This is a genomic window from Dorea sp. 210702-DFI.3.17 (assembly GCF_020560825.1).
Taxonomy (GTDB): Bacteria; Bacillota; Clostridia; order Lachnospirales; family Lachnospiraceae; genus Dorea; species Dorea formicigenerans.
Genome location: NZ_JAJCNB010000006.1, coordinates 1 through 20684, shown reverse-complemented (window position 1 = coordinate 20684; position 20684 = coordinate 1). Strand labels below are relative to the sequence as shown.

General features: G+C 39.9%; 16 protein-coding genes. 4 read left to right on the top strand and 12 right to left on the bottom strand.

Annotation, left to right across the window (positions count from 1 at the left end; genetic code table 11):
- Positions 1-3 precede the first annotated feature (3 nt).
- Entirely contained in the window at positions 4-1854 is a 1851-nt protein-coding gene (ftsH, locus tag LI149_RS05525; protein ID WP_005331362.1) for an ATP-dependent zinc metalloprotease FtsH, read from the bottom strand.
- 213 nt (positions 1855-2067) lie between these two features.
- On the opposite strand from ftsH, the gene LI149_RS05520 reads away from it, so the two are divergent.
- A complete protein-coding gene (locus LI149_RS05520; protein WP_173785685.1) occupies positions 2068-3537 on the top strand; it encodes a DUF1846 domain-containing protein in 1470 nt (489 codons plus the stop codon).
- 108 nt (positions 3538-3645) lie between these two features.
- Positions 3646-5259 carry a CTP synthase gene (locus LI149_RS05515; protein WP_117606802.1) on the top strand — a complete coding sequence of 538 codons (1614 nt, stop codon included), beginning with the start codon at positions 3646-3648 and terminating at the stop codon, positions 5257-5259.
- Between the two features lie 114 nt (positions 5260-5373).
- Here the strand turns inward: LI149_RS05515 and LI149_RS05510 are convergent, their stop codons facing one another.
- The gene (locus LI149_RS05510; RefSeq protein WP_005331377.1) at positions 5374-7017 is read right to left on the bottom strand and encodes a class I adenylate-forming enzyme family protein; all 1644 of its coding nucleotides are present in this window, start codon (positions 7015-7017) and stop codon (positions 5374-5376) included.
- Positions 7018-7228: 211 nt separating this feature from the next.
- Complete coding sequence (locus LI149_RS05505; protein WP_227143070.1) at positions 7229-8119, bottom strand: NAD(P)-dependent oxidoreductase; 891 nt, start codon at positions 8117-8119, stop codon at positions 7229-7231.
- A 294-nt stretch (positions 8120-8413) separates the two neighbouring features.
- Here LI149_RS05505 and LI149_RS05500 point away from each other — a divergent pair, with 294 nt between their 5' ends.
- Complete coding sequence (locus tag LI149_RS05500) at positions 8414-9460, top strand: ABC transporter substrate-binding protein (protein ID WP_227143069.1); 1047 nt, start codon at positions 8414-8416, stop codon at positions 9458-9460.
- A 221-nt stretch (positions 9461-9681) separates the two neighbouring features.
- A complete protein-coding gene (locus LI149_RS05495) occupies positions 9682-10365 on the top strand; it encodes a TetR/AcrR family transcriptional regulator (RefSeq protein WP_173785682.1) in 684 nt (227 codons plus the stop codon).
- 173 nt (positions 10366-10538) lie between these two features.
- Here LI149_RS05495 and LI149_RS05490 read toward each other — a convergent pair whose 3' ends face one another.
- The 9 genes from LI149_RS05490 to LI149_RS05450 all read right to left on the bottom strand — a co-directional run.
- Complete coding sequence (locus LI149_RS05490) at positions 10539-12035, bottom strand: BCCT family transporter (RefSeq protein ID WP_117495213.1); 1497 nt, start codon at positions 12033-12035, stop codon at positions 10539-10541.
- A 90-nt stretch (positions 12036-12125) separates the two neighbouring features.
- The gene (grdH, locus tag LI149_RS05485) at positions 12126-13430 is read right to left on the bottom strand and encodes a betaine reductase selenoprotein B (RefSeq protein WP_117495214.1); all 1305 of its coding nucleotides are present in this window, start codon (positions 13428-13430) and stop codon (positions 12126-12128) included.
- A gap of 14 nt (positions 13431-13444) precedes the next feature.
- Positions 13445-14770, bottom strand: coding sequence for a glycine/sarcosine/betaine reductase component B subunit (locus LI149_RS05480; protein ID WP_005342390.1), 1326 nt, complete (start codon positions 14768-14770; stop codon positions 13445-13447).
- Positions 14771-15054: 284 nt separating this feature from the next.
- A complete protein-coding gene (locus tag LI149_RS05475) occupies positions 15055-16200 on the bottom strand; it encodes a hypothetical protein (protein ID WP_118447934.1) in 1146 nt (381 codons plus the stop codon).
- Positions 16201-16291: 91 nt separating this feature from the next.
- Positions 16292-17611 (bottom strand): sarcosine reductase complex component B subunit beta, encoded by a 1320-nt coding sequence (grdF, locus tag LI149_RS05470; protein ID WP_227143068.1) that lies wholly within the window; start codon positions 17609-17611, stop codon positions 16292-16294.
- A gap of 18 nt (positions 17612-17629) precedes the next feature.
- Positions 17630-18916 (bottom strand): sarcosine reductase complex component B subunit alpha, encoded by a 1287-nt coding sequence (gene grdG / locus LI149_RS05465; protein ID WP_005342393.1) that lies wholly within the window; start codon positions 18914-18916, stop codon positions 17630-17632.
- Between the two features lie 323 nt (positions 18917-19239).
- Positions 19240-19887, bottom strand: coding sequence for a TetR/AcrR family transcriptional regulator (locus tag LI149_RS05460; protein WP_227143067.1), 648 nt, complete (start codon positions 19885-19887; stop codon positions 19240-19242).
- Between the two features lie 116 nt (positions 19888-20003).
- Positions 20004-20393: a GrdX family protein gene (locus LI149_RS05455; protein WP_005342399.1), complete on the bottom strand. Its 390-nt coding sequence runs from the start codon at positions 20391-20393 to the stop codon at positions 20004-20006.
- 63 nt (positions 20394-20456) lie between these two features.
- A partial coding sequence (locus LI149_RS05450; RefSeq protein WP_227143066.1) for a hypothetical protein occupies positions 20457-20684 on the bottom strand: 228 nt, incomplete at its 5' end.

Below are 20684 nucleotides of genomic sequence, written 5' to 3'. Positions count from 1 at the left end.
GTATTACTCTTCTGCAATTCCTTCTACTTCATGGAAAATCTTCATGAATTCTTTTCCTGTGATTGTCTCTTTCTCAATCAGAAATGCTGCAATCTTATCCAGTGATTCTCTGTGTTCTGAAAGAAGTTTCTTTGCTTCCTCATAAGCTTCTTTCAGCATCTTCATAACTTCATGATCAATCTCAGAAGCTGTCTCCTGACCACAGTTCATAACCGGACGTCCGTCCAAATATCTGTTCTGGACCGATTCCAGCCCGATCAGCCCGAACTTCTCACTCATACCATATTGGGTAATCATAGCTCTTGCCACACTGGTTGCTTTCTCAATATCATTAGAAGCCCCTGTTGTCACTGTATCAAATACAATCTCTTCTGCAGCACGTCCTCCGAGCATTCCAACTAACATAGCCTGCAGTTCTTTCTTTGTATTCAGGAACTTTTCTTCTTCCGGAGTCTGCATAACATATCCAAGTGCTCCCATCGTACGCGGTACGATTGTAATCTTCTGAACTGGCTCAGAATCCTTCTGCAACGCACTGACAAGCGCATGTCCGACTTCATGGTAAGATACAATCTTGCGCTCTTCCTGATTCATCACACGGTCTTTCTTTTCTTTACCTACCAGCACAACTTCCACTGCTTCAAAAAGATCCGCCTGTGATACGGCATTTCTTCCATTCTTAACTGCGTTGATTGCGGCTTCATTGATCATATTTGCAAGATCTGAGCCAACTGCTCCGGAAGTTGCAAGTGCGATTGCTTCCAGATCAACCGTCTCATCCATCTTCACGTCTTTAGAGTGCACTTTCAGTACTTCCACACGTCCTTTAAGATCCGGTCGTTCCACAATAATACGACGGTCAAAACGTCCCGGTCTTAACAGTGCCGGATCCAGAATCTCCGGACGGTTCGTGGCTGCCAGAAGAACAAGACCTTTATTACTTTCAAATCCATCCATCTCAGCCAGAAGCTGGTTCAATGTCTGCTCACGCTCATCGTTACCGCCCATCTGTGTATCACGGCTCTTACCAATTGCATCAATCTCGTCAATGAAAATAATACAAGGTGCCATCTGCTGTGCCTGCTTAAACAAGTCTCGGACTCTGGATGCTCCGACGCCGACATACATCTCTACAAATGCAGATCCACTCAATGAAAAAAACGGTACTTTTGCCTCTCCTGCAACTGCTTTTGCCAAAAGTGTCTTACCTGTTCCCGGAGGTCCTACAAGCAGTGCTCCTTTTGGAAGCTTTGCTCCTACGCTTGTATATTTTCCCGGATTGTGCAGGAAATCTACAACTTCCTGCAAAGATTCCTTCGCCTCATCCTGCCCTGCTACATCCTTAAATGTGACACCGGTCTGTTTTTCCACATACATCTTGGCATTACTCTTGCCAATTCCCATCATGCCTCCGCCTTTCGACATCTTACGGGTCATCCATACGATCAGTGCAATAAATATGACAAGCGGAATGATATTCATAGCATACTGGGCAACAATTGCAGAAGTTGTATCCGGTACCTCCTGATTGAAATCAATCTTTGCTTTTTCCAGTTTCTCCACCAATTGATCATCATTCATCCGGCCTGTGTAATATTCCTTGTTGACCTTATCTCCACTTTCCTTCTTTGCCGTGATCAGAATCCTGTCACTCTTAATTTCAACTTTCTCGACCTTCTTCTCATCAATCATCTTCAGGAACTTGTTATAAGTAATTTCCTGGTCACTGTCCACTCCCTGAAACTGATACATAGCAAATACCAAAAGTGCCGTCAGCATCGTAATCAGTATGACAAAAGAAAAGCCTTGTTTGTTATTTTTATTATTATCCTTGTTTCCGTTCTGGTTGTCCATTTTTCTCCTCCTGTGTCACTCTCCATTATACGGACAGCCTTGTTAGAAATCAATAAAAACATTATGAAAAGATTGTAAACTAACCATAATATGTAGTATACTTTTTCTGTGGTTTTTCATGCCTGAATTTTTCTGTATATTTCAGAACAGTTCCGGCATATGAACGATAGAACTCATAATATAATACAGAGGACAAGAGAGGATTTATTCATTATGAAAATTGGTTTTGACAATGACAAGTATCTGCAGATGCAGTCTGCCCACATTAAAGAGCGAATCAGTCAGTTTGACAATAAGCTCTATCTGGAATTTGGGGGCAAATTATTTGACGATTATCACGCTTCCCGTGTACTGCCTGGATTTCAACCTGACAGTAAGCTCCGTATGCTGGACAAGCTTTCCGATCAGGCAGAAATTATCATCGTGATCAGCGCCGAAGACATCGAGCGCAACAAAATCCGTGGAGATCTTGGAATCACTTATGATTCTGATGTTCTCCGCCTGATGAACATTTACCGTGATCGCGGGCTCTATGTCGGCAGTGTTGTTATTACAAAATACAGTAACCAGGAAAGTGCTTCCTTATTTAAAGCCCGCCTGGAGAAAATGGGCATCCGTGTATACTGCCACTACTTGATTGCAGGATATCCGACCAACATTCCGGTCATTGTAAGTGAGAACGGTTATGGAAAAAATGATTACATTGAAACTTCCAGACCACTGGTCGTTGTGACTGCTCCCGGACCAGGAAGTGGAAAAATGGCTGTCTGCCTCTCCCAGCTCTATCACGAACTGGAACGCGGAATCCGTGCCGGTTATGCCAAGTTTGAGACATTTCCTATCTGGAATATCCCGCTGAAGCATCCGGTCAACTTAGCTTATGAAGCAGCCACTGCAGATCTGAACGATGTAAATATGATCGATCCATTCCATCTTGAAGCTTATGGCGAGACAACCGTTAACTATAACCGTGATGTAGAGATTTTTCCTGTATTAAATGCAATTTTCCAACGCATTTACGGAGAAAGCCCTTACAAATCACCAACAGACATGGGAGTGAACATGGCCGGAAACTGTATCTGTGATGATGAAGCATGCCGCGAAGCTTCCAAACAGGAAATTTTACGCAGATATTACGAATCCCTGCGCCGCCTTCTTCTTGGTCAATGCTCCGACAATGAAGTCTATACTATCGAAATGTTGATGAACCAGGCTGGTGTTACTATCCATGACCGCAAAGTTGTTGACGCAGCCCTTGAATATGAGAAATCAACGAATGGTCCTGCTGCTGCTATCGAACTTCATGACGGACGCATTATAAAAGGAAAAACTTCCAAACTGCTCGGAGCAACTGCTGCCATGCTGCTTAATGCCTTGAAAGATCTGGCTGGCATCGAACATTCCTGCCATGTCATTTCACCGGAAGCCATCGAACCAATCCAAACATTGAAGACAAAGTATCTCGGAAACAAGAATCCACGCCTTCATACTGATGAAGTTCTCATTGCTCTTTCTGTAAGCGCAGCTTCTAATCCACTTGCAAAGAAAGCACTAGAACAGCTTCCAAATCTTGCAGGATGCCAGGCACATACTTCCGTCATGGTAAGCTCTGTAGACATTAAACAGTTAAAGCGCCTTTCTATTCAGGCAACTTATGAAGCAAAATATGAAAAAAGAGACTAAAATCTCTGTATTTTTTAATAAAAAAGGTGTATACTTTTAAAGTATTTTTTGAGATATGTTTTTTGGGGGACATGCTTGAACATATTTTTTCATTCTAAGGAGGACATTATGGCAGTAAAATATGTATTTGTTACAGGTGGTGTCGTATCAGGACTTGGAAAAGGAATCACTGCTGCATCTTTAGGTCGTCTTCTGAAAGCTCGTGGTTATACCGTGACTATGCAGAAATTTGACCCTTATATCAACATTGATCCAGGTACTATGAACCCGGTACAACATGGCGAAGTATTTGTAACTGATGACGGAACTGAGACAGATCTTGATCTTGGTCATTATGAGCGTTTTATCGATGAAAGCCTCGGTAAAAATTCCAACGTTACGACTGGTAAAGTCTACTGGTCCGTACTTCAAAAAGAAAGACGCGGAGATTTCGGTGGAGGAACTGTACAGGTTATTCCTCATATTACTAACGAAATAAAATCTCGCTTTTATCGCAATCCTGCTGCTGAGAATACAGAAGTAGCAATCATTGAAGTCGGAGGAACTGTAGGCGATATCGAAAGTCAGCCATTTTTGGAAGCCATCCGTCAGTTCCAGCATGAAAAAGGACATGACAATGTAATTCTCATTCATGTTACATTAATTCCATACCTGAAAGCATCTCAGGAGATGAAAACTAAACCAACACAAGCTAGTGTAAAAGAACTGCAGGGCATGGGAATTCAGCCAGATATCCTTGTATGTCGTTCTGAATATCCACTTGGAACAGGAATTAAAGATAAACTTGCTCTGTTTTGTAATGTTCCTGCAAATCATGTATTGCAGAATCTGGACGTTGAATATTTATATGAAGCTCCACTTGCAATGGAAGAAGAACATCTGGCTCAGGTAGTATGCGAATGCTTACACTTAAATTGTCCGGAACCAGATTTAAAAGACTGGAAAGAAATGGTGAACTATCTGCGAAATCCAAACACAGAAGTAACCGTCGCACTTGTCGGAAAATACACACAGCTTCATGATGCTTATATCAGTGTTGTAGAAGCACTCAAACATGGTGGAATTTTCAGCCGCGCTACTGTCAATATCAAGTGGGTAGATTCTGAACTGGTAACTGCAGATAATGTTGATGAAATTCTTGGCGATGTCAGTGGTATTCTTGTTCCAGGTGGTTTTGGCAATCGTGGAATTGACGGTATGCTTGAAGCAATCAAATATGCTCGCACACACAATATTCCATTCCTGGGGCTCTGCCTTGGAATGCAGTTATCCATCGTTGAATTTGCAAGAGACGTCATTGGATACAATGATGCTCACAGTGCTGAATTAGATCCAGATACTACACATCCGGTCATTCATATCATGCCAGAACAAATTGATGTAGAAAATATCGGTGGAACATTAAGACTTGGCTCTTACCCATGTGTTTTAAATAAAGACTCCAAAGCATATAAGCTGTACGGATCTGAAGAAATTCAGGAACGCCACCGTCATCGTTATGAGGTAAATAATGATTACCGCGATGTACTGACTCAAAATGGTATGCTATTATCCGGACTTTCTCCGGATGGACGCATTGTAGAGATGGTAGAGATTCCAGATCATCCTTGGTTCATCGCGACCCAGGCTCATCCAGAATTAAAATCCCGTCCAAACAGACCACACCCATTGTTCCGTGGATTTATTGAAGCATCTCTGGAATATCAAAAAGAACATAAATAAATCACTTGCAGTATATAACTGCTGGAAAATAGACAATTCCAAAATAGGGAGGGTTTGACTTGTACCGAGTCAAACCCTCCCTGAACTTTTATATTTCTAGTAAATCACTCTTTATTATTTAATCTCTACCTGATTCTGCGCTGCGACCAGATGTGCTGCACCATACTTCTCACGAAGCTTTGGCTTTTCAATCTTTCCAGTAGGATTTCTAGGAACCTTTGCAAAAATCAGCTTACGAGGTCTCTTGTATCTTGGAAGTTTCTTGCAGAATTCATCAATTTCCTCCTCTGTGCACTCTACACCAGGTTTTAACTCAATAATTGCTGCTGAAATTTCTCCCAGTCTATGATCTGGAAGTCCGATAACTGCCACATCCAGAATTTTATTATTGGTACGAAGAAAATCTTCAATCTGTACCGGATAAATATTCTCTCCGCCACTGATAATGACGTCTTTCTTACGGTCAACCAGATAGATAAATCCATCTTCATCTTCCATTGCCATATCTCCAGTATACAACCAGCCATCATGAAGTACTTCAGCCGTTGCTTTTTCATCTTTATAATAGCAAGTCATGACTCCCGGACCTTTGACTGCCAGCTCTCCAGTTTCGCCCTGTGCGACCAGATTTCCATTCTCATCGATAATCTTTGTCTCCCAGCCAAATCCTGCTTTACCGATCGCACCGACTTTATCAATATGATCCAATCCGAGATGCACACATCCAGGTCCAATAGATTCACTCAATCCATAGTTTGTATCATATTTATGATTTGGGAAATATTCCTTCCAGTGACGAATCAGACTTGGCGGTACCGGCTGCGCACCGATATGCATAAGTCTCCACTGCTCCAGATCATAATCCTTCAAATCTACATCTTTGTTATCAATTGCAAGAAGTAAATCCTGTGCCCACGGTACGAGCAGCCATACGATAGTACATTTTTCCTCTGAAACTGCACGAAGAATCGTCTTCGGATTCGTTCCTTTCAAAAGGACTGCCTTTCCACCTGTCAAAAGACTTCCAAACCAATGCATCTTAGCCCCTGTATGGTAAAGTGGCGGAATACATAAAAACACATCGTCCTTTGTCTGTCCATGATGATTCTGCTCTACTCGTGCAGCATGCATCAGAGATTCATGATTATGTAAAATTGCTTTTGGAAATCCTGTTGTTCCAGAAGAAAAATAAATTGCTGCATCATCTTCATCTACAATGTCAATCTTTGGTGACTGACTGGAACAATTTGCTGTATGCGAAGTATAATCTTCTGCAAATCCCGGACAGCCATCGCCTACAAAATACAGAAGTCTTCCTCTTCCGATATCGTCCGCAATCTCCTCCACACGTCCGATAAATTCCGGTCCGAACACTAAAATATCTACATCCGCCAGTTCTACACAATATTTAATCTCATCGGCTGAATAACGGAAGTTCAGCGGTACTGCCAAAGCTCCCGTTTTCAGAATACCAAAATAAATTGGCAGCCACTCCAGACAATTCATCAAAAGGATTCCGACCTTGTCCCCTTTTTGGACTCCGCGTTCCAGAAGCAGATTTGCAAATCGATTTGCTTTCTCATTGAATACATTCCATGTAATTTCGCGTCTGTAATATGGTGCACGGGATGGTTCAATCAAATCATACTCCTTCCACGTGCTCCTTTTTGTCTCTGGCATCTCTGGATTAATCTCTACCAGACAGACGTCATCGCCGTACAGGCGACAATTTTTCTCCAAAATATCCGTAATAGGCATTGCTAATTATTCCCCTTTCTGGCACAAAGCTTCAAATGATTTCAATTATCCTCTTTCCATACTGAAAATTCAAAATCCTTTATAGCTTTGACGCTTTAGCGCTTTTACCCGATAAAGTATATGATATCGGATTTCAAGGAAAATGTCAACGTTTCCACAGAATCTTTCCATCTTAGTTTCCACATTCTAATTTCTGTTGAATCTTTCCATCTTAGTCTTCAATGATTTCTTCATTGTAACCTTCTTCATAATATTTGATCAACGCTTGTGTTCCAAGATCACCATACCCTTCTGCTTCCAAAACTTCATAATTTGCAAGTGTCTGACTAAGCACATCCAAATCCAGCTCACACTGATTTGCCTCAATCAAAGCAATCTTCATATCCTTAATAAAATGTTTCATAAAAAATCCAGGAGTATAATCTCCGTGTAGTATCTTCTCTCCAAAGAAATCTAGCTGCTTACTTCCGGCTGCTCCTGTCGCAACAGATTTTAATACAGTCTCACAATCCAAATCTTTTGCTTTTGCATAGCTAAGTGCCTCACAAAGTCCTGACATGGTTCCGGCAATCATGATCTGATTCACCATCTTGGCATGCTGTCCACATCCAGCTTCTCCCTGATAATTGATATCCGTTCCCATAGCTTCAAATAACGGCATACAAGCCTCATAATCTTCCTTGTTGCCACCGACCAGAATAGAAAGTGTTCCTGCCTTTGCTCCTGTATCACCTCCGGTCACCGGTGCATCTACAACATGAACTCCTTTCTTTTTACCTTCTTCATATATTTTCTTGGAAATCATCGGACTGGTCGTTGTCATATCAATCAGATACATTCCTTTCTCTGCCTGATCCATAATATTTCCTTCATCAAAATAAACTTCTTCCACATCCTGAGGAAATCCTACCATCGTAATCACAGCTTCACTTACTCTTACACATTCTCCAATCGTCTCATGAAAGATAGCACCTTCCTCTATCACATCATTCACTTTACTCTTTGTTCTTGCATATATATGTAGTTCAAATCCCGCTTTCATAAGATTTTTGACCATGGACTTTCCCATGATTCCAACACCGATAAATCCGATTTTCTTCATAGTCTTTCTCCTGTTTCTTCTATTATATGTATTCAAGAATGCTTTCAAAGTTCTTTCTGTGCCTCTGAATTGTATTCTGTGGGTGGAGCATACAAATACTCCCTATTTCATTCAGAATACGCCATATGGTTTATAATGTCAATTATATGTTTCTCTATTACGCCCCAACCATTTGCCAAACAAACTGCTGTTTAAGATTCTGTTACAATTTATAAATACACTTCATTAAAGCAGCACCTGTTTTACAACACTGAATATACTATATAACATAAAAAATTATTAACGGAGGACTGTATGATAAAACGTATTTCTGTACTTCTTTTACTTCTTGCATTGTCGATGACAGCTCTCTTTGGCTGTTCCCAGACAAAAGAGACAAAACATGCTTCAGCCATTATAAACACTGATAAAACAAACAAAGAAGAAAAACTTACGCCAGTAACACTTAATGAAGTAGCTCATTCTATCTTTTATGCACCTATGTATGTTGCTATTGAAAAAGGTTATTTTGAAGAAGAAGGTATTAATCTCAACCTGGTCACAGGATTTGGGGCTGATAAGACCATGACCGCAGTCATATCCGGAACCGCCGATATTGGATTTATGGGGTCTGAAGCTTCAATTTATGCTTACAATGAAGGAGCCAATGATTATGTCGTGAACTTTGCACAACTTACACAACGTGCAGGAAATTTTCTGGTAGCAAGAGAAGAAATCCCCGACTTTCATTGGACTGATTTGAAAGATAAAAAAGTACTTGGTGGACGAAAAGGTGGCATGCCAGAAATGGTATTTGAGTATATTTTAAGGCAAAATGGGATTGATCCTTCGAAAGATCTGATTATAGATCAGAGCATTGATTTTGGCTCTACAGCAGCAGCATTTGCAGAAGGAAATGCTGATTTTACAGTTGAGTTCGAACCAGGAGCCACAAATTTGGAAAAAGAGGAAAAGGGATATGTAGTTGCTTCTCTCGGTACAGACAGCGGCTATGTACCTTATACTGCATTTTCAGCAAAGAAAAGTTATATCGAGAAGAATGCAAATGTAATTCAAGGATTTACAGATGCATTGCAGAAAGGTATGGATTATGTACAGAAACATACACCAAAGAAAATTGCAGAAGCAATTGCACCTCAGTTTAAAGAAACAAATCTTAATACAATAGAAACAATTGTGAGCCGTTATTATGAACAGGACACATGGAAAGATAACCTCATATTTGAGAAAAAAAGTTTTGAACTTTTACAGGACATTCTGGAAAGCGCAGAAGAACTTGACACACGTGCACCGTACGATAAACTGGTAACGACTACATTTGCCGAAAAAGCAGCCAAATAATTTCAATACTATCTGAATCACTATTACTCTTTAATTAAGCAAAGGAAACGGCAAACCATGGCAGAGTTCGTCGTTTTCTTTGTTAACATATCTACTATTTCCCATCTACTATTTTCCACTAATTCAAACAATTTTACTCGCTTTTTTCGTGTATTTCATATATAATAAATACCATGACTAGGGCAGGCTTGTCTTAGTACTTTTTATTGGGGGATTTTTTCATGCAACAAAAAGATCGTAAACAAATGTACAGACAGCAAACTATGAGCTACTTCATCAATGCTGCATTGGAGATCATTGAAGAAGAAGGCATCGACAGCTTGTCTATTCGTAAAACTGCAGAAAAAGCCGGCTATAACAGTGCGACTCTTTATCATTATTTTTCAGATTTTGAAGAACTGAGAATTTTTTCAGCTATGAAATATCTAGATCAATATGCTAAGGATCTGCCAGCCTACTTAGAACCGGTTACAAGGCCACTTGAAAGATATCTGAAAATTTGGGAATGCTTCTGTCTCCACTCCTTCTCACATCCAGACATTTTCTGGCTGCTATTTTTTAAGCATGCAGATACGAACTGGGATTTTTCCTACTATTTTCACGCTTATTATGATATTTTTCCTGAAAGTTGGAGTGAAGATGCTGCAAATTACAAAAATATGCTTTCATCTGCTAATTTCTCAGAACGTGAATTTTTATCATTGACTGATTCTTTGAATAAAGAGAATATTTTTCTCCCAGAATCAGACATTCACAATCTGGCAACAATGAATATTATGCTTTATCGTGGTATGTTAGAGACATTACGGGAAGACTCTGAATATTTGTCAATTGAAGAGGCGACTGCGACAACTGTTTCGTTTATCCGCAGAGCGCTTACATCCTATAATATTGATTTAGATTAAAAACACTTATTAAAACCCATATACAAACATTGTCGTTTTACAGAATTGTTTAATCAAAAGAGCTGAAGGATTCGAATTCTTCAGCTCTTTTTCTCACCTGATATATCCAAGAATGCTCCACACATTCTTTCTTCAGCTTTTTGTATTTAATTATTTTGAAAAAAACATTTTCACTATGCCTTTTCTTCCTTCAACACTTTAATAAATGCTGCAATCGTTCCAAGCATTACAAAAATAAATAAGAACGCTGCTACAAGTGAGATTGTCTGAAGCGGTTTCAATCCACCAGCCATCAGAAGTCCGATCGCCATAACTGACTGGATAACTCCCCAGAGAATCTTTCTGCCATTTGGAGGATTGATTGCACCGTCCGTTGACAGCATAGACAATACATAAACTCCTGAATTTGCAGATGTTACAAAGAATGCACACAAGGATACCAAGGCTACCAGTGATAAAATAAATCCAAGCGGATATTGTCCAAGCACTACGAAAAGTCCAACCTCCGGTGTTGCTACCGCTTCCTGGAGCTTTTCAATCGCCATTAGACCTTTTTCTCCAAGGTTGATACCAAGGTTACCAAATACTGCACCCCAAATACAGGAAGCAATTGTCGGTACAAGTACTACACCAAGTACAAATTCTCGAATAGTCCGTCCTTTAGAGATACGTGCTACAAATACTCCAACGAACGGTGCCCATGCAATGAACCATGCCCAGTAGAACAATCTCCAGCTTCCGAACCAACTATTGTCACTATAAGAATTAATCTTAAGTGCAGTTGGAATAAAATTACCGATATACTGACCCATACCATTTACAAATGCATTCAAAGTCTCTACTTTTGGTCCCACTATAAAGCATACTGCCAAAAGTCCGATTGCAACATAAAGGTTTGTATCAGAAATAATCTTAATTCCTTTATCCAGCCCGGATACTGCGGATCCAATATAAAGAAATGATACAATTATAATAATAATAATTTCTACTACTAAATTGATTGGGACACCAAATAAATAATTAAATCCGGCATTAATCTGCAATGTTCCAAGTCCAAGAGATGTTACAACTCCTGCAACTGTCGCAAATACACCAAGAATATCAACAACCTTGCCAAGCCATCCATTTGCAAGCTTCTCACCAATTAACGGCTCAAGCATAACACTTAACAAACCTTTTTTGTTCTTACGGAACATAAAGTATGCAAGTGCAAGACCGATAACTGCATAGTTTGCCCATGGAAGAATTCCCCAGTGCATAAAGAAATTCTCAAATGCAAAGTTTGCAGATGCCTGAGATGCTGCCTCAATTCCATCTGTCGGATTCAGATAATAGGTAAGCGGCTCAGCTACTCCCCAGAATACAAGACCAACTCCCATTCCACATCCAAATAGAAGTCCAAACCATGTTATATTACTGTATTCCGGTCTGGAATCATCGCTTCCTAAACGAATTTTTCCATATTTTCCAAATGCAAAATATACAATAAAGCCAAAGAATATAATCATAGAAATCAGATATAACCATCCAAAATCTGTGGTCAAAACTTTAAATGCCGCATTAGCTACTACCGTAAAACTATCATTAAATGCAACTGACCAGACTGCTATAATGCCGACGATAATCAGTGATACATAAAAAACTGTATTCTTACCTTTCTTTTCTCCCATATTCAATTCTCCTTCATCAAACTAAGCCAGATATAGTAGTGGGCAGATGTATAACCATCTGCCCGTTCACTCTAAATCATCGAACAGTTATCATACTTTAAATACTGTCTGCTCTTTAATATCCGTTGCCAGAGCCTCCAGAGCAACCTTTGTTCTGTGATAACGCAGTTTCCACTGCTCTTCCTTCGGAGTATCTGGATCTCCAAGTGGATAAGGAATAGAAATTGTAGGTACGATTCTATTAGATCCTACTGTCTTAGCTACAGGCACCAGATTACACATCTGTACGATTGGGAATCCAGCCTTCTCAACCTCTTTTACCATCGTTGCACCGCAACGTGTACAGGTACCTCAAGTACTAACCATGATAACACCATCAACATGATCTTCCTGAAGATATGGAATGATTTCTTTTGCCATTCTGGCAGCCTCTGCCTCAGTTGTTCCTGTTCCTACTGTTGTATAGAAATATGGATGGAGGCTTCCATAAACTCCCTCTTTTTCTAATACCTTCAATGCATCAATCGGAGTAATAACGTTTGGATCTGCGTCTGCTGCTGCAGGGTCAAATCCAGCATGAATTGTCTTGAACTCTCCACCTTTTAACCGTTCCATATTTGACACATCATAACGTCCCCAACGTGTTGCAGATGCTGACTGAATATGATCCGGATTATCTACAGGTACAATACCACCGGTATTCAGAAGTGCGATTCTTGCTTTTGACAAATCCTTGATAGCAGGAGCGATCGGTACTCGATCAAGCTTCGGAATCGGAAGCTCTGTCTCAAATGGCTGTCCATTTAATTTCTTAACAAGCATATCTACCATACGCTCATATGCCGGTTTTCCATCTGAAAGCCATACCTGATGACGGATTCCTCTCGGGAAATATCCTTCTTCATCCGCGGAGCCAACCGACTCACCTGCAAGAAGCTTGTTGGCAACTTTTGCCATTGCTTTTACATCCTGTCTCATCTTTGAAGCAATATTACCGCCTTTTAAGATATACATATCTTTTTTAAACATATCTACACCTGGCGTCTCCTCGTTCATAGATGTTACAACAGGTACACCAAATTTTTCTTTTACTGCCTTGCAGATTGTTCCACATGCAACGGTATAACGTCCTGCCTGAAATGCTGGTCCTGCAAGGAAAATATCAAACTCTTTATCTTCAAGCATTCCGAGAATTGTTGCAACTGCAGCGTCAGTATTGGTACCAATATAGTTGTCACCACAGATAATTGTATGGGTAACTTCTGCATTTAACTCTTTTTCAAGCTGTATTGCTGGTCCAATCTGACCTTCGTGGATTTCTGGTTCAATACCAGCTTTTTCTTCTCCACCAATCTGACCAAAAAACTGATTAATATATAAGATTGCTTTTTTCATCGCTATTGCCCTCCTTAGAATTCTTTCATTGTCTTCGGGGACCATCCAACTACCTGATCACCACAGAACATTGAGTTATTCTCCATAATAACGGATCCATCTTCTCTTACTGAAGGTCCTAAGATCTCATCTCCAGCCCAGCCACCGGACAGACCGTCTCTTGCTAACGACTGAAGTTCTCCAAGTACTGTTTCCATTGGAGGCAATTCAATTAATTCAGATACATTTCCACAGGATACAATTGCATCACACTTCTCATCCAATGTTACAAGTGGCTGAGATGTACCATTACGTCCTGTACATTCATTGGTAACTCCAATTGTCTTAACACCGGCATCCTCAAGCGCAACAAGACATCCTACAAAGTCGGCATCCGGGTTGCCATAACCTTCTTCTGCGACGACCGCACCATCTGCTCCGAGTGTCTTTGCAATCTGTGCTACATAAAGTGCAGCACGTTCTTTCTGATCCAAAGCTACATTCAGGTTTGACATAATTACTCCGAGGAAATTAATTGTCTTACCATGCTCTCTGTAAAGAGCCTTGATATTCGGTGTGTTCTGGAAGTCGTATGTTGACCATTTTGATGATACAGGCATGAAACTTCCAGATACGATAGCGCCATCCAGTACCTCGTTTGGATGCATTACTGTTGGAAGCATACGGTTCATATCCCAGCCATATGCCAGATCATTGTATCCCAGATTTTCCATCTGAGACTGTGGCTGCATAACATATACAACAGATGGAAGCTTTTCAATCTCCGGACTACGTTTGATCATCGCCTCAAGATCATAAACTTCTGTGTCTTCCGGTGTCAGTTCTTTTACACACTGTCCGATGAACTCTGCAAGTTTATGTCCTGCTCTTCTAAGTGCATCATTCTTCTTCTGTTGCTCATGCTTCTCAAAATCCTCATTCGTATCTGCTACGAGTACAATATTGTTCAAATAACCGAAGTATGTATATTTCTGTCCTTCACCACTCATGTCAATCAATCCATCCTGGAAACCTCCCCAGTGTTTTCCGACTACGAGTACGCTGCAGTTCTTTAATGCATGTAAAACTCCATCTCCTGCCTTTGCAAGTTCACTTGTATATCCAGGGAAAAGTCCTCTTCCATCCAATCTTACTCTAGGCTCGATTGCTTCCTTTACCGGACACATACGGATCTTATCTCCAGGTTTTGCAATATAAAGATCTGCCTCCGTGATTCTCTCATCTTCACGGATAAAATCAAGTGCTTTTTCTTTATTAATTGTAAGCACTCCGTCATCAAAGGATAACTTGTCGCCAAACTTGATATCCTTAACATAGAAATTGCCAATCTCCAGTCTCATGTGATTGTCCTCCTTTTCTGATTCATAGATAGGCTCTATGAACGACATTGATACATTTTTTAATAAGCGCGCTTATTTATTGTTTATGTTAAGATTATAACAGTAAGCGCGCTTATTGTCAATCGTTTTGTTAGATTTTTTCAATAATTCACAGTTAATTATAGACTTATTCTATTAATTTTCTCTAAATATTCTTTAATTGCTCTGTGGTCAATCACTTTTTAATTCCAGGCAACAAAGGGGGCGCTGATTTCTCAGCGCCCCTATTATCGGCAATTTCTATATTAATTTGCTTTCTTTTTATTCATCAGATCTTTGATGTTCTTGTAAATCATAAAGAGAATTAAAACTGCTCCAACATATCCATTTAATACATAGATAATATTAACCAATACTCTGAATGGAAGGAATAATCCTACAATTAAACCGAGAACTCCAAGAACAATAGTGAGAATCTTGAACTGTGATGTTCCCTCTTTTGCAAATCTAGAAGCTGGATTATAAAGGAGTGGAACCGCTGTTGTATAAATACCTGCAAATACAATAATTGCAAAGATAGCGGAGAATGGCTTCCAGATCTTAGCTGCAAGAATCAGATTTGGGATATCTGCATTCCATACAAATGTATCACTACTTCCAATCATCGGAGTATTAATGTTTGAAATCTGTGCGAACATTACTACTGCAATTGCCACACAAACTGCAACTGTTCCACCGATAATACCATAATTTAATTCTTTTTTCTTATTATTAGAACCAAGTGCTGCTGTAAAGCTTGCGAACCACAGGAGCACGAAACCGGCATATGATAAACCAGAAACAAGCCAGTTGGATCCTGCACTCTTAATTGTTTCCCCATTCGCTGCGCCTTCGTAAGCTGCATTTTTAATAATATCCAATCCAGCTCCAATATCACCGCCATCACGAATTAATGTAAGAACTCCAATGGCAATACAAAGCACTACGATTACCGGTCCTACAGCACCGATGGCATCAACCATGGAGTTCAGTCCACCTACAACTGTAATCACTGCCAGTGCTGTCAGAACGACTCCTCCTACCCATGCCGGAAGTCCATATTCCTGATGAAGTGTAGAGGATGCTCCTCCTACCATAACGAAGAAGGACATGTAACAGAATAATGTGGAGTAATAATCACAGAAAGTTCCTACATACTTTCCACAAAAATGTTTGTATACATCATTTCCTTTTTCAAACTTCTGCTCTGCACCTGCTTTTGCAAAGTTAAAATTGTAATAAAGAAAAGCTACCAGGAATACCAAAATTACAAGTAATCCTTTTACTCCATATGCTGTATAATATTGAATGATTTCCTGACCTGTTGCAAAACCGGATCCAATTGTAAATGCAATGATTGCTCCCGCAAGTATCAGTACTCGTTTCCAACTCACCTTTTCCGCACTACCCATAATGTGCCCCCTTTTCATTCATTTCTTTTCTTATGAGCAATTTACCGGCATATAAGCCGGTAATTGCTCAATGTATACTTATGTCAATGACTTACCACTCATCTTTTTCAAAAACAGTCTGCTCTGTTATCGGAGTCTGAAGAGCCTTGAATGCTCTTCTTACAAGTTTCTCACGAATCTTGTAGGACTCTTCTTCACCCTCAGTTGGATCTCCAAGTGGATAAGGAATACCAACAGCAGGGATAATTCTATTCGCACCGATTGTTCTGGAAATTGGAACAACTGTACACAGATGAACTACTGGGATACCGTATTTTTCAATACCTTTAACCATCGTTGCACCGCAACGTGTACAGGTACCTCAAGTGCTGACAAGAAGAACTGCATCTACATGCTCTTCAACTAATTTTTTACCAATCTCATCACCGAATTTGGCTGCTGAATTTGTAGCTGTTCCAGTTCCGGTTGTACTTGCAAAATAAGGATATAATTCTCCAAATACGCCTTCTTTCTGTAATTTACGAAGTGCATCAAGTGGGATTACAAGGTTCGGATTTTCCAGTACGAACTGTCTGTCATATCCACCATGGATTGTCATATAGTCATCTTTAGACATTCTGTCCATGCCTTCCATTGTATACCATCCAAACTTCGTTGCATTAGAGGACTCGATATGATCCGGATTACCAACTGGTACAATACCACCAGATGTAACAATTGCAATCTTTGCTTTGCTAAGATCTTCAATTGCTTTTCCTGGCTCTACACGGTCGAATTTCGGCATAGGAAGATCTGTCTCAAATGGCTCTCCTGCTATCTTTTTAAGCAGCATCTTAAGACCACGAGTTGCTCCTCTTTCTTCTGCGAAATAGTTCACACGGATACCACGCTCAAGATATCCTTCGATTGATGGTCCAAGAATCTCCTCGCCTGTAGCCAGTTTCTTAATCAATGTTACAAACTGTGGAACTGCTTTTTTCATAGTTGCAGCAGAGTTACCTGTCTTTACAAGGATTACATCCTGTTTAAACATATCAGCTCCAGGGTTCTCTTCATACATACCAGAGAGTACCGGAATACCGAGTCGCTCTTCAACCGCTTTACAAATTGTACCGCAAGCAACACCATAACGTCCAGCATTAAATGCAGGTCCTGCAACAAAGATATCAGGCTCGTATTTCTTTACCATCTCAATGATTGTATCTGTTGCTTTATCAAGATTTTCTCCAAAATAGTTGTCACCACAGATGACTGTTGCAACAATCTCATAATCATCGCCCAGTCCGTCATTCAGTGCCATACCAGGTCCTATAATTTCTTCTCTTACTTCCGGCTGGAAGTCTGCTTTATCTTCTCCACCAATTCCACCGAAGAACTGATTAAGATAATGAACGATTTTATATTTTGCCATAACTCTGAATCCCCCTTCTTAGTATCCTCTTGCAGCCAGTTTGTTAAATCCATTTGCGATTGTAGATGCGATGATAATCTGAAGCTCTGCCTCGAAAGATCCGTCTTCGTTGATACATCCAGCCCATCCACCAATCTGGCTTTCAATAAATTCCTGAGTTCCAATTACTCTATCCATAGCTGGGAACATCAGTGTTGCATTTCCCTGTCCACATGATGCAAGTGCTGTTGCCTCTTCACATGTATCTGCCAGAGATGCTGATTTACCGTCTTTTCCTGGGAACTCATCTGTGATCAGGCAAACCTTTGTACCTGCTCTTTCAACCTTTTTACAGTTCATCATAAGGTCTGTATCCGGGTTACCATAACCTTCCTCTGTAATCAGAACTCCGTCTAACTGCAGCCATTCACAGAATTTTGCAACCATATCGGAATGTCTCTCTTTATCAGCAAGGAATACGTTTTCATTAGTAAGGATAACTCCCATAAAGTTAATGTCTTTTCCATGATGTTTGTAGCATTCATCAATAACCGGATTGTGGAAATGATGATATGTTGTAACTTTATCACATGGAGCCACACAGTTACCAGATACGATTGCTCCATCCATAATCTCTGTTGGATACATGAATGTCGGAACGATCTGTTTTGCATCTACACCATAATAATATGTGTCATGCAGAAGTCCCTGTGACTGAAGCATATGTATGTATCCTACCTTTGGCAGATCCGGATACTGTGCTGCCTGCTCAAATACTGGTTTTGTCTCATATGTCTCAATTACATCTGGCTCAAGATTTCTTACAAGCTCTCCAAGATATGTAGCTACTTTCAATCCTGCCATACGTCCTGCTTTCTCATATACATGAGTCTCTAATCCATCCTGTGGTTCAATGACTACGCACAGATTATATGTTTTTGAAAATGGACAATAATCTGCAGCCGGTCCGCTCATATCAATAACACCTTCCTGGAATCCAACGATTCTTCCGACCGTAACTACGCAGCAGCCATCTAAAGCATGTGTTCTTCCAGATCCAACCTGTGGTGATACCTTTCCGATAATTCCTGGGAAAATCTCTCCGCCGCTCACTTTCACACGTGGTTCAATGACATCCTTAACAGGTGTGATTCTTGTTGCCTCACCAGGTTTTGCAATTTCCAAATGGCATCCGATCAGCTTGTCGTCCTCCAATACAAGTGCTTCCACCTCTTCTTTGTTTACATACAATACGTGATTTTCCACATATGATTTGTCTGCAAACTGGATGTCCTTGATCTCAAATTTTCCGAGTTCTAGTTTCATACAAATTCCCTCCTTATGATTTGTAATCGCGATAACTTAACACTTAAAATATAATCACGTTTTTCATCTCCGAAAGCTGGCAATTTTTCTTTTACAAATTCCTCAAGTGCGCGGAATGTAATCATGATAACATATAAGTAAAAAAATATCTTTTCTTGCTTTTTATGTTTACTTTCAAAAAATGTAATCGTGATAACTTTTTTCCATGTAAGTAATTGCTTTTGATAGTTCTAATTATACACACATTTTTTAAATGCGCAACCCCCCTTTTATAAATATCGTCAATAATACAAAATATCTATAGATGTTTTTGTGCAGATTGCCTATTTTTTATCATTCTTTTCACGTTTTTGTTTAAAATATCCGTCATATCCCTGCAATTCTGACGCAAGTGCCTTAACGATTATATCGAGATCATCTATAAATAAACGAACTCTTTCTTCGATTTCATCTTCTTCAATCCCGTCATCCATCACTCCTTTAAAATATCCTTTATACAAAATGCAGGACATGCGATTTAAAATAAGCGCATTCTCCTCAGAAATTGCCCCTGCTTTCATGCATTTTTTACACATTTCAAAATCACGTCCCCAGAAATCTGCTGTTCCAAGCATCTCTGAAAAGAATTGGTTTGCCTCATTAATATTTTGTGGAAACATCTGATAGAATTCCTTCATAGCTCCACCCAAATATTCATTCGTATGTTCAAAAAACAGTCTGTTATAATCTTTTGGATGTCGGAAAGCCTCCTGGCTGTAACAATACCATACACCCACATAGATATCCCATACTCCTCTCCAGGTTTTTTCCGCCTGATTCAGACGGATAATATATCCCTCCAGCGTATTCAGGCTGACATAATACATCAGTTCCGACTTGCTGTTAAAATAACGGTATAATGCAGCTGACGAACAGCCCAGCTCCTTCGCGATTCTACGAATAGAAAGATCTTCAGCCCCATCTTTCTCCATAATTTACATACTCTTTCAATATAATCTTTTCTCGTTAAACCTTTGAAGTAATTCTGTGTTGTTTCTTTATTATCCAGCATCGCTCCACCGCCTATTCTTTTTCTTCCCTGCTTTTTCTAACTAATTCTTGGAATAATATTGTCAATCACCGATAAATCGATTGTCTTAAAATCATTCGCCACCTTTTCCTGATAACTCTTTGGACTTGGTGCGATATCCTGCCACTCCTGATAAACCTGAATGCATTTGTCGATCAGCATGATATCTTTTATATTATCCTCTTCACCCTTCGGATATACAACTACCGATCGATATGGTGTCTGATTCGGTTTCAGGCTGGATGCCTGCGGATGTGTCAGAAGCACATGCTTATCATAGACAAGATCTCTCACCTTAATCAGAACATCTTCATACCCATCAAGAAGAATCACTTTCATCTGATCCTTATACTTCTCATACACTCTGTCGTTATTCGTTACCAATATTGCTTTTTCCAGCTCCCACATGATTGCCGTCTCCCTTCTTAACATCTCATTTCACTCAGATGCGTTTTAATATAGTATGGTTTACTATAGTTTATCATATTTTATCTTTTTTCGCAAATATTCTGTCATTAATTCATTTTGTAAATACGATTCAGCTACTATCTTTATAGTAAAGAAAAAGCTCGGATTTCTCCAAGCTTTCTCCCTGTTTCCAAGTTGCTGCCAACTATATGACCTCTCACTATAATTAGTTAATGTATCCGGCTTTCTTAAGCTCTTCATGAGCTTTCTCAAGGTTTGCATCTGATACAC

Excerpts from the sequence above, each read along its gene's own strand:
- LI149_RS05475 (WP_118447934.1), bottom strand. The coding sequence starts at position 16,200 with ATGGGTAGTGCGGAAAAGGTGAGTTGGAAACGAGTACTGATACTTGCG.
- LI149_RS05520 (WP_173785685.1), top strand. The coding sequence starts at position 2,068 with ATGAAAATTGGTTTTGACAATGACAAGTATCTGCAGATGCAGTCTGCC.
- LI149_RS05490 (WP_117495213.1), bottom strand. The coding sequence starts at position 12,035 with ATGGGAGAAAAGAAAGGTAAGAATACAGTTTTTTATGTATCACTGATT.
- LI149_RS05480 (WP_005342390.1), bottom strand. The coding sequence starts at position 14,770 with ATGAGACTGGAGATTGGCAATTTCTATGTTAAGGATATCAAGTTTGGC.
- LI149_RS05495 (WP_173785682.1), top strand. The coding sequence starts at position 9,682 with ATGCAACAAAAAGATCGTAAACAAATGTACAGACAGCAAACTATGAGC.
- LI149_RS05515 (WP_117606802.1), top strand. The coding sequence starts at position 3,646 with ATGGCAGTAAAATATGTATTTGTTACAGGTGGTGTCGTATCAGGACTT.
- LI149_RS05455 (WP_005342399.1), bottom strand. The coding sequence starts at position 20,393 with ATGTGGGAGCTGGAAAAAGCAATATTGGTAACGAATAACGACAGAGTG.
- grdG (WP_005342393.1), bottom strand. The coding sequence starts at position 18,916 with ATGAAACTAGAACTCGGAAAATTTGAGATCAAGGACATCCAGTTTGCA.
- LI149_RS05500 (WP_227143069.1), top strand. The coding sequence starts at position 8,414 with ATGATAAAACGTATTTCTGTACTTCTTTTACTTCTTGCATTGTCGATG.
- LI149_RS05510 (WP_005331377.1), bottom strand. The coding sequence starts at position 7,017 with ATGCCTATTACGGATATTTTGGAGAAAAATTGTCGCCTGTACGGCGAT.
- LI149_RS05460 (WP_227143067.1), bottom strand. The coding sequence starts at position 19,887 with ATGGAGAAAGATGGGGCTGAAGATCTTTCTATTCGTAGAATCGCGAAG.
- LI149_RS05505 (WP_227143070.1), bottom strand. The coding sequence starts at position 8,119 with ATGAAGAAAATCGGATTTATCGGTGTTGGAATCATGGGAAAGTCCATG.
- ftsH (WP_005331362.1), bottom strand. The coding sequence starts at position 1,854 with ATGGACAACCAGAACGGAAACAAGGATAATAATAAAAATAACAAACAA.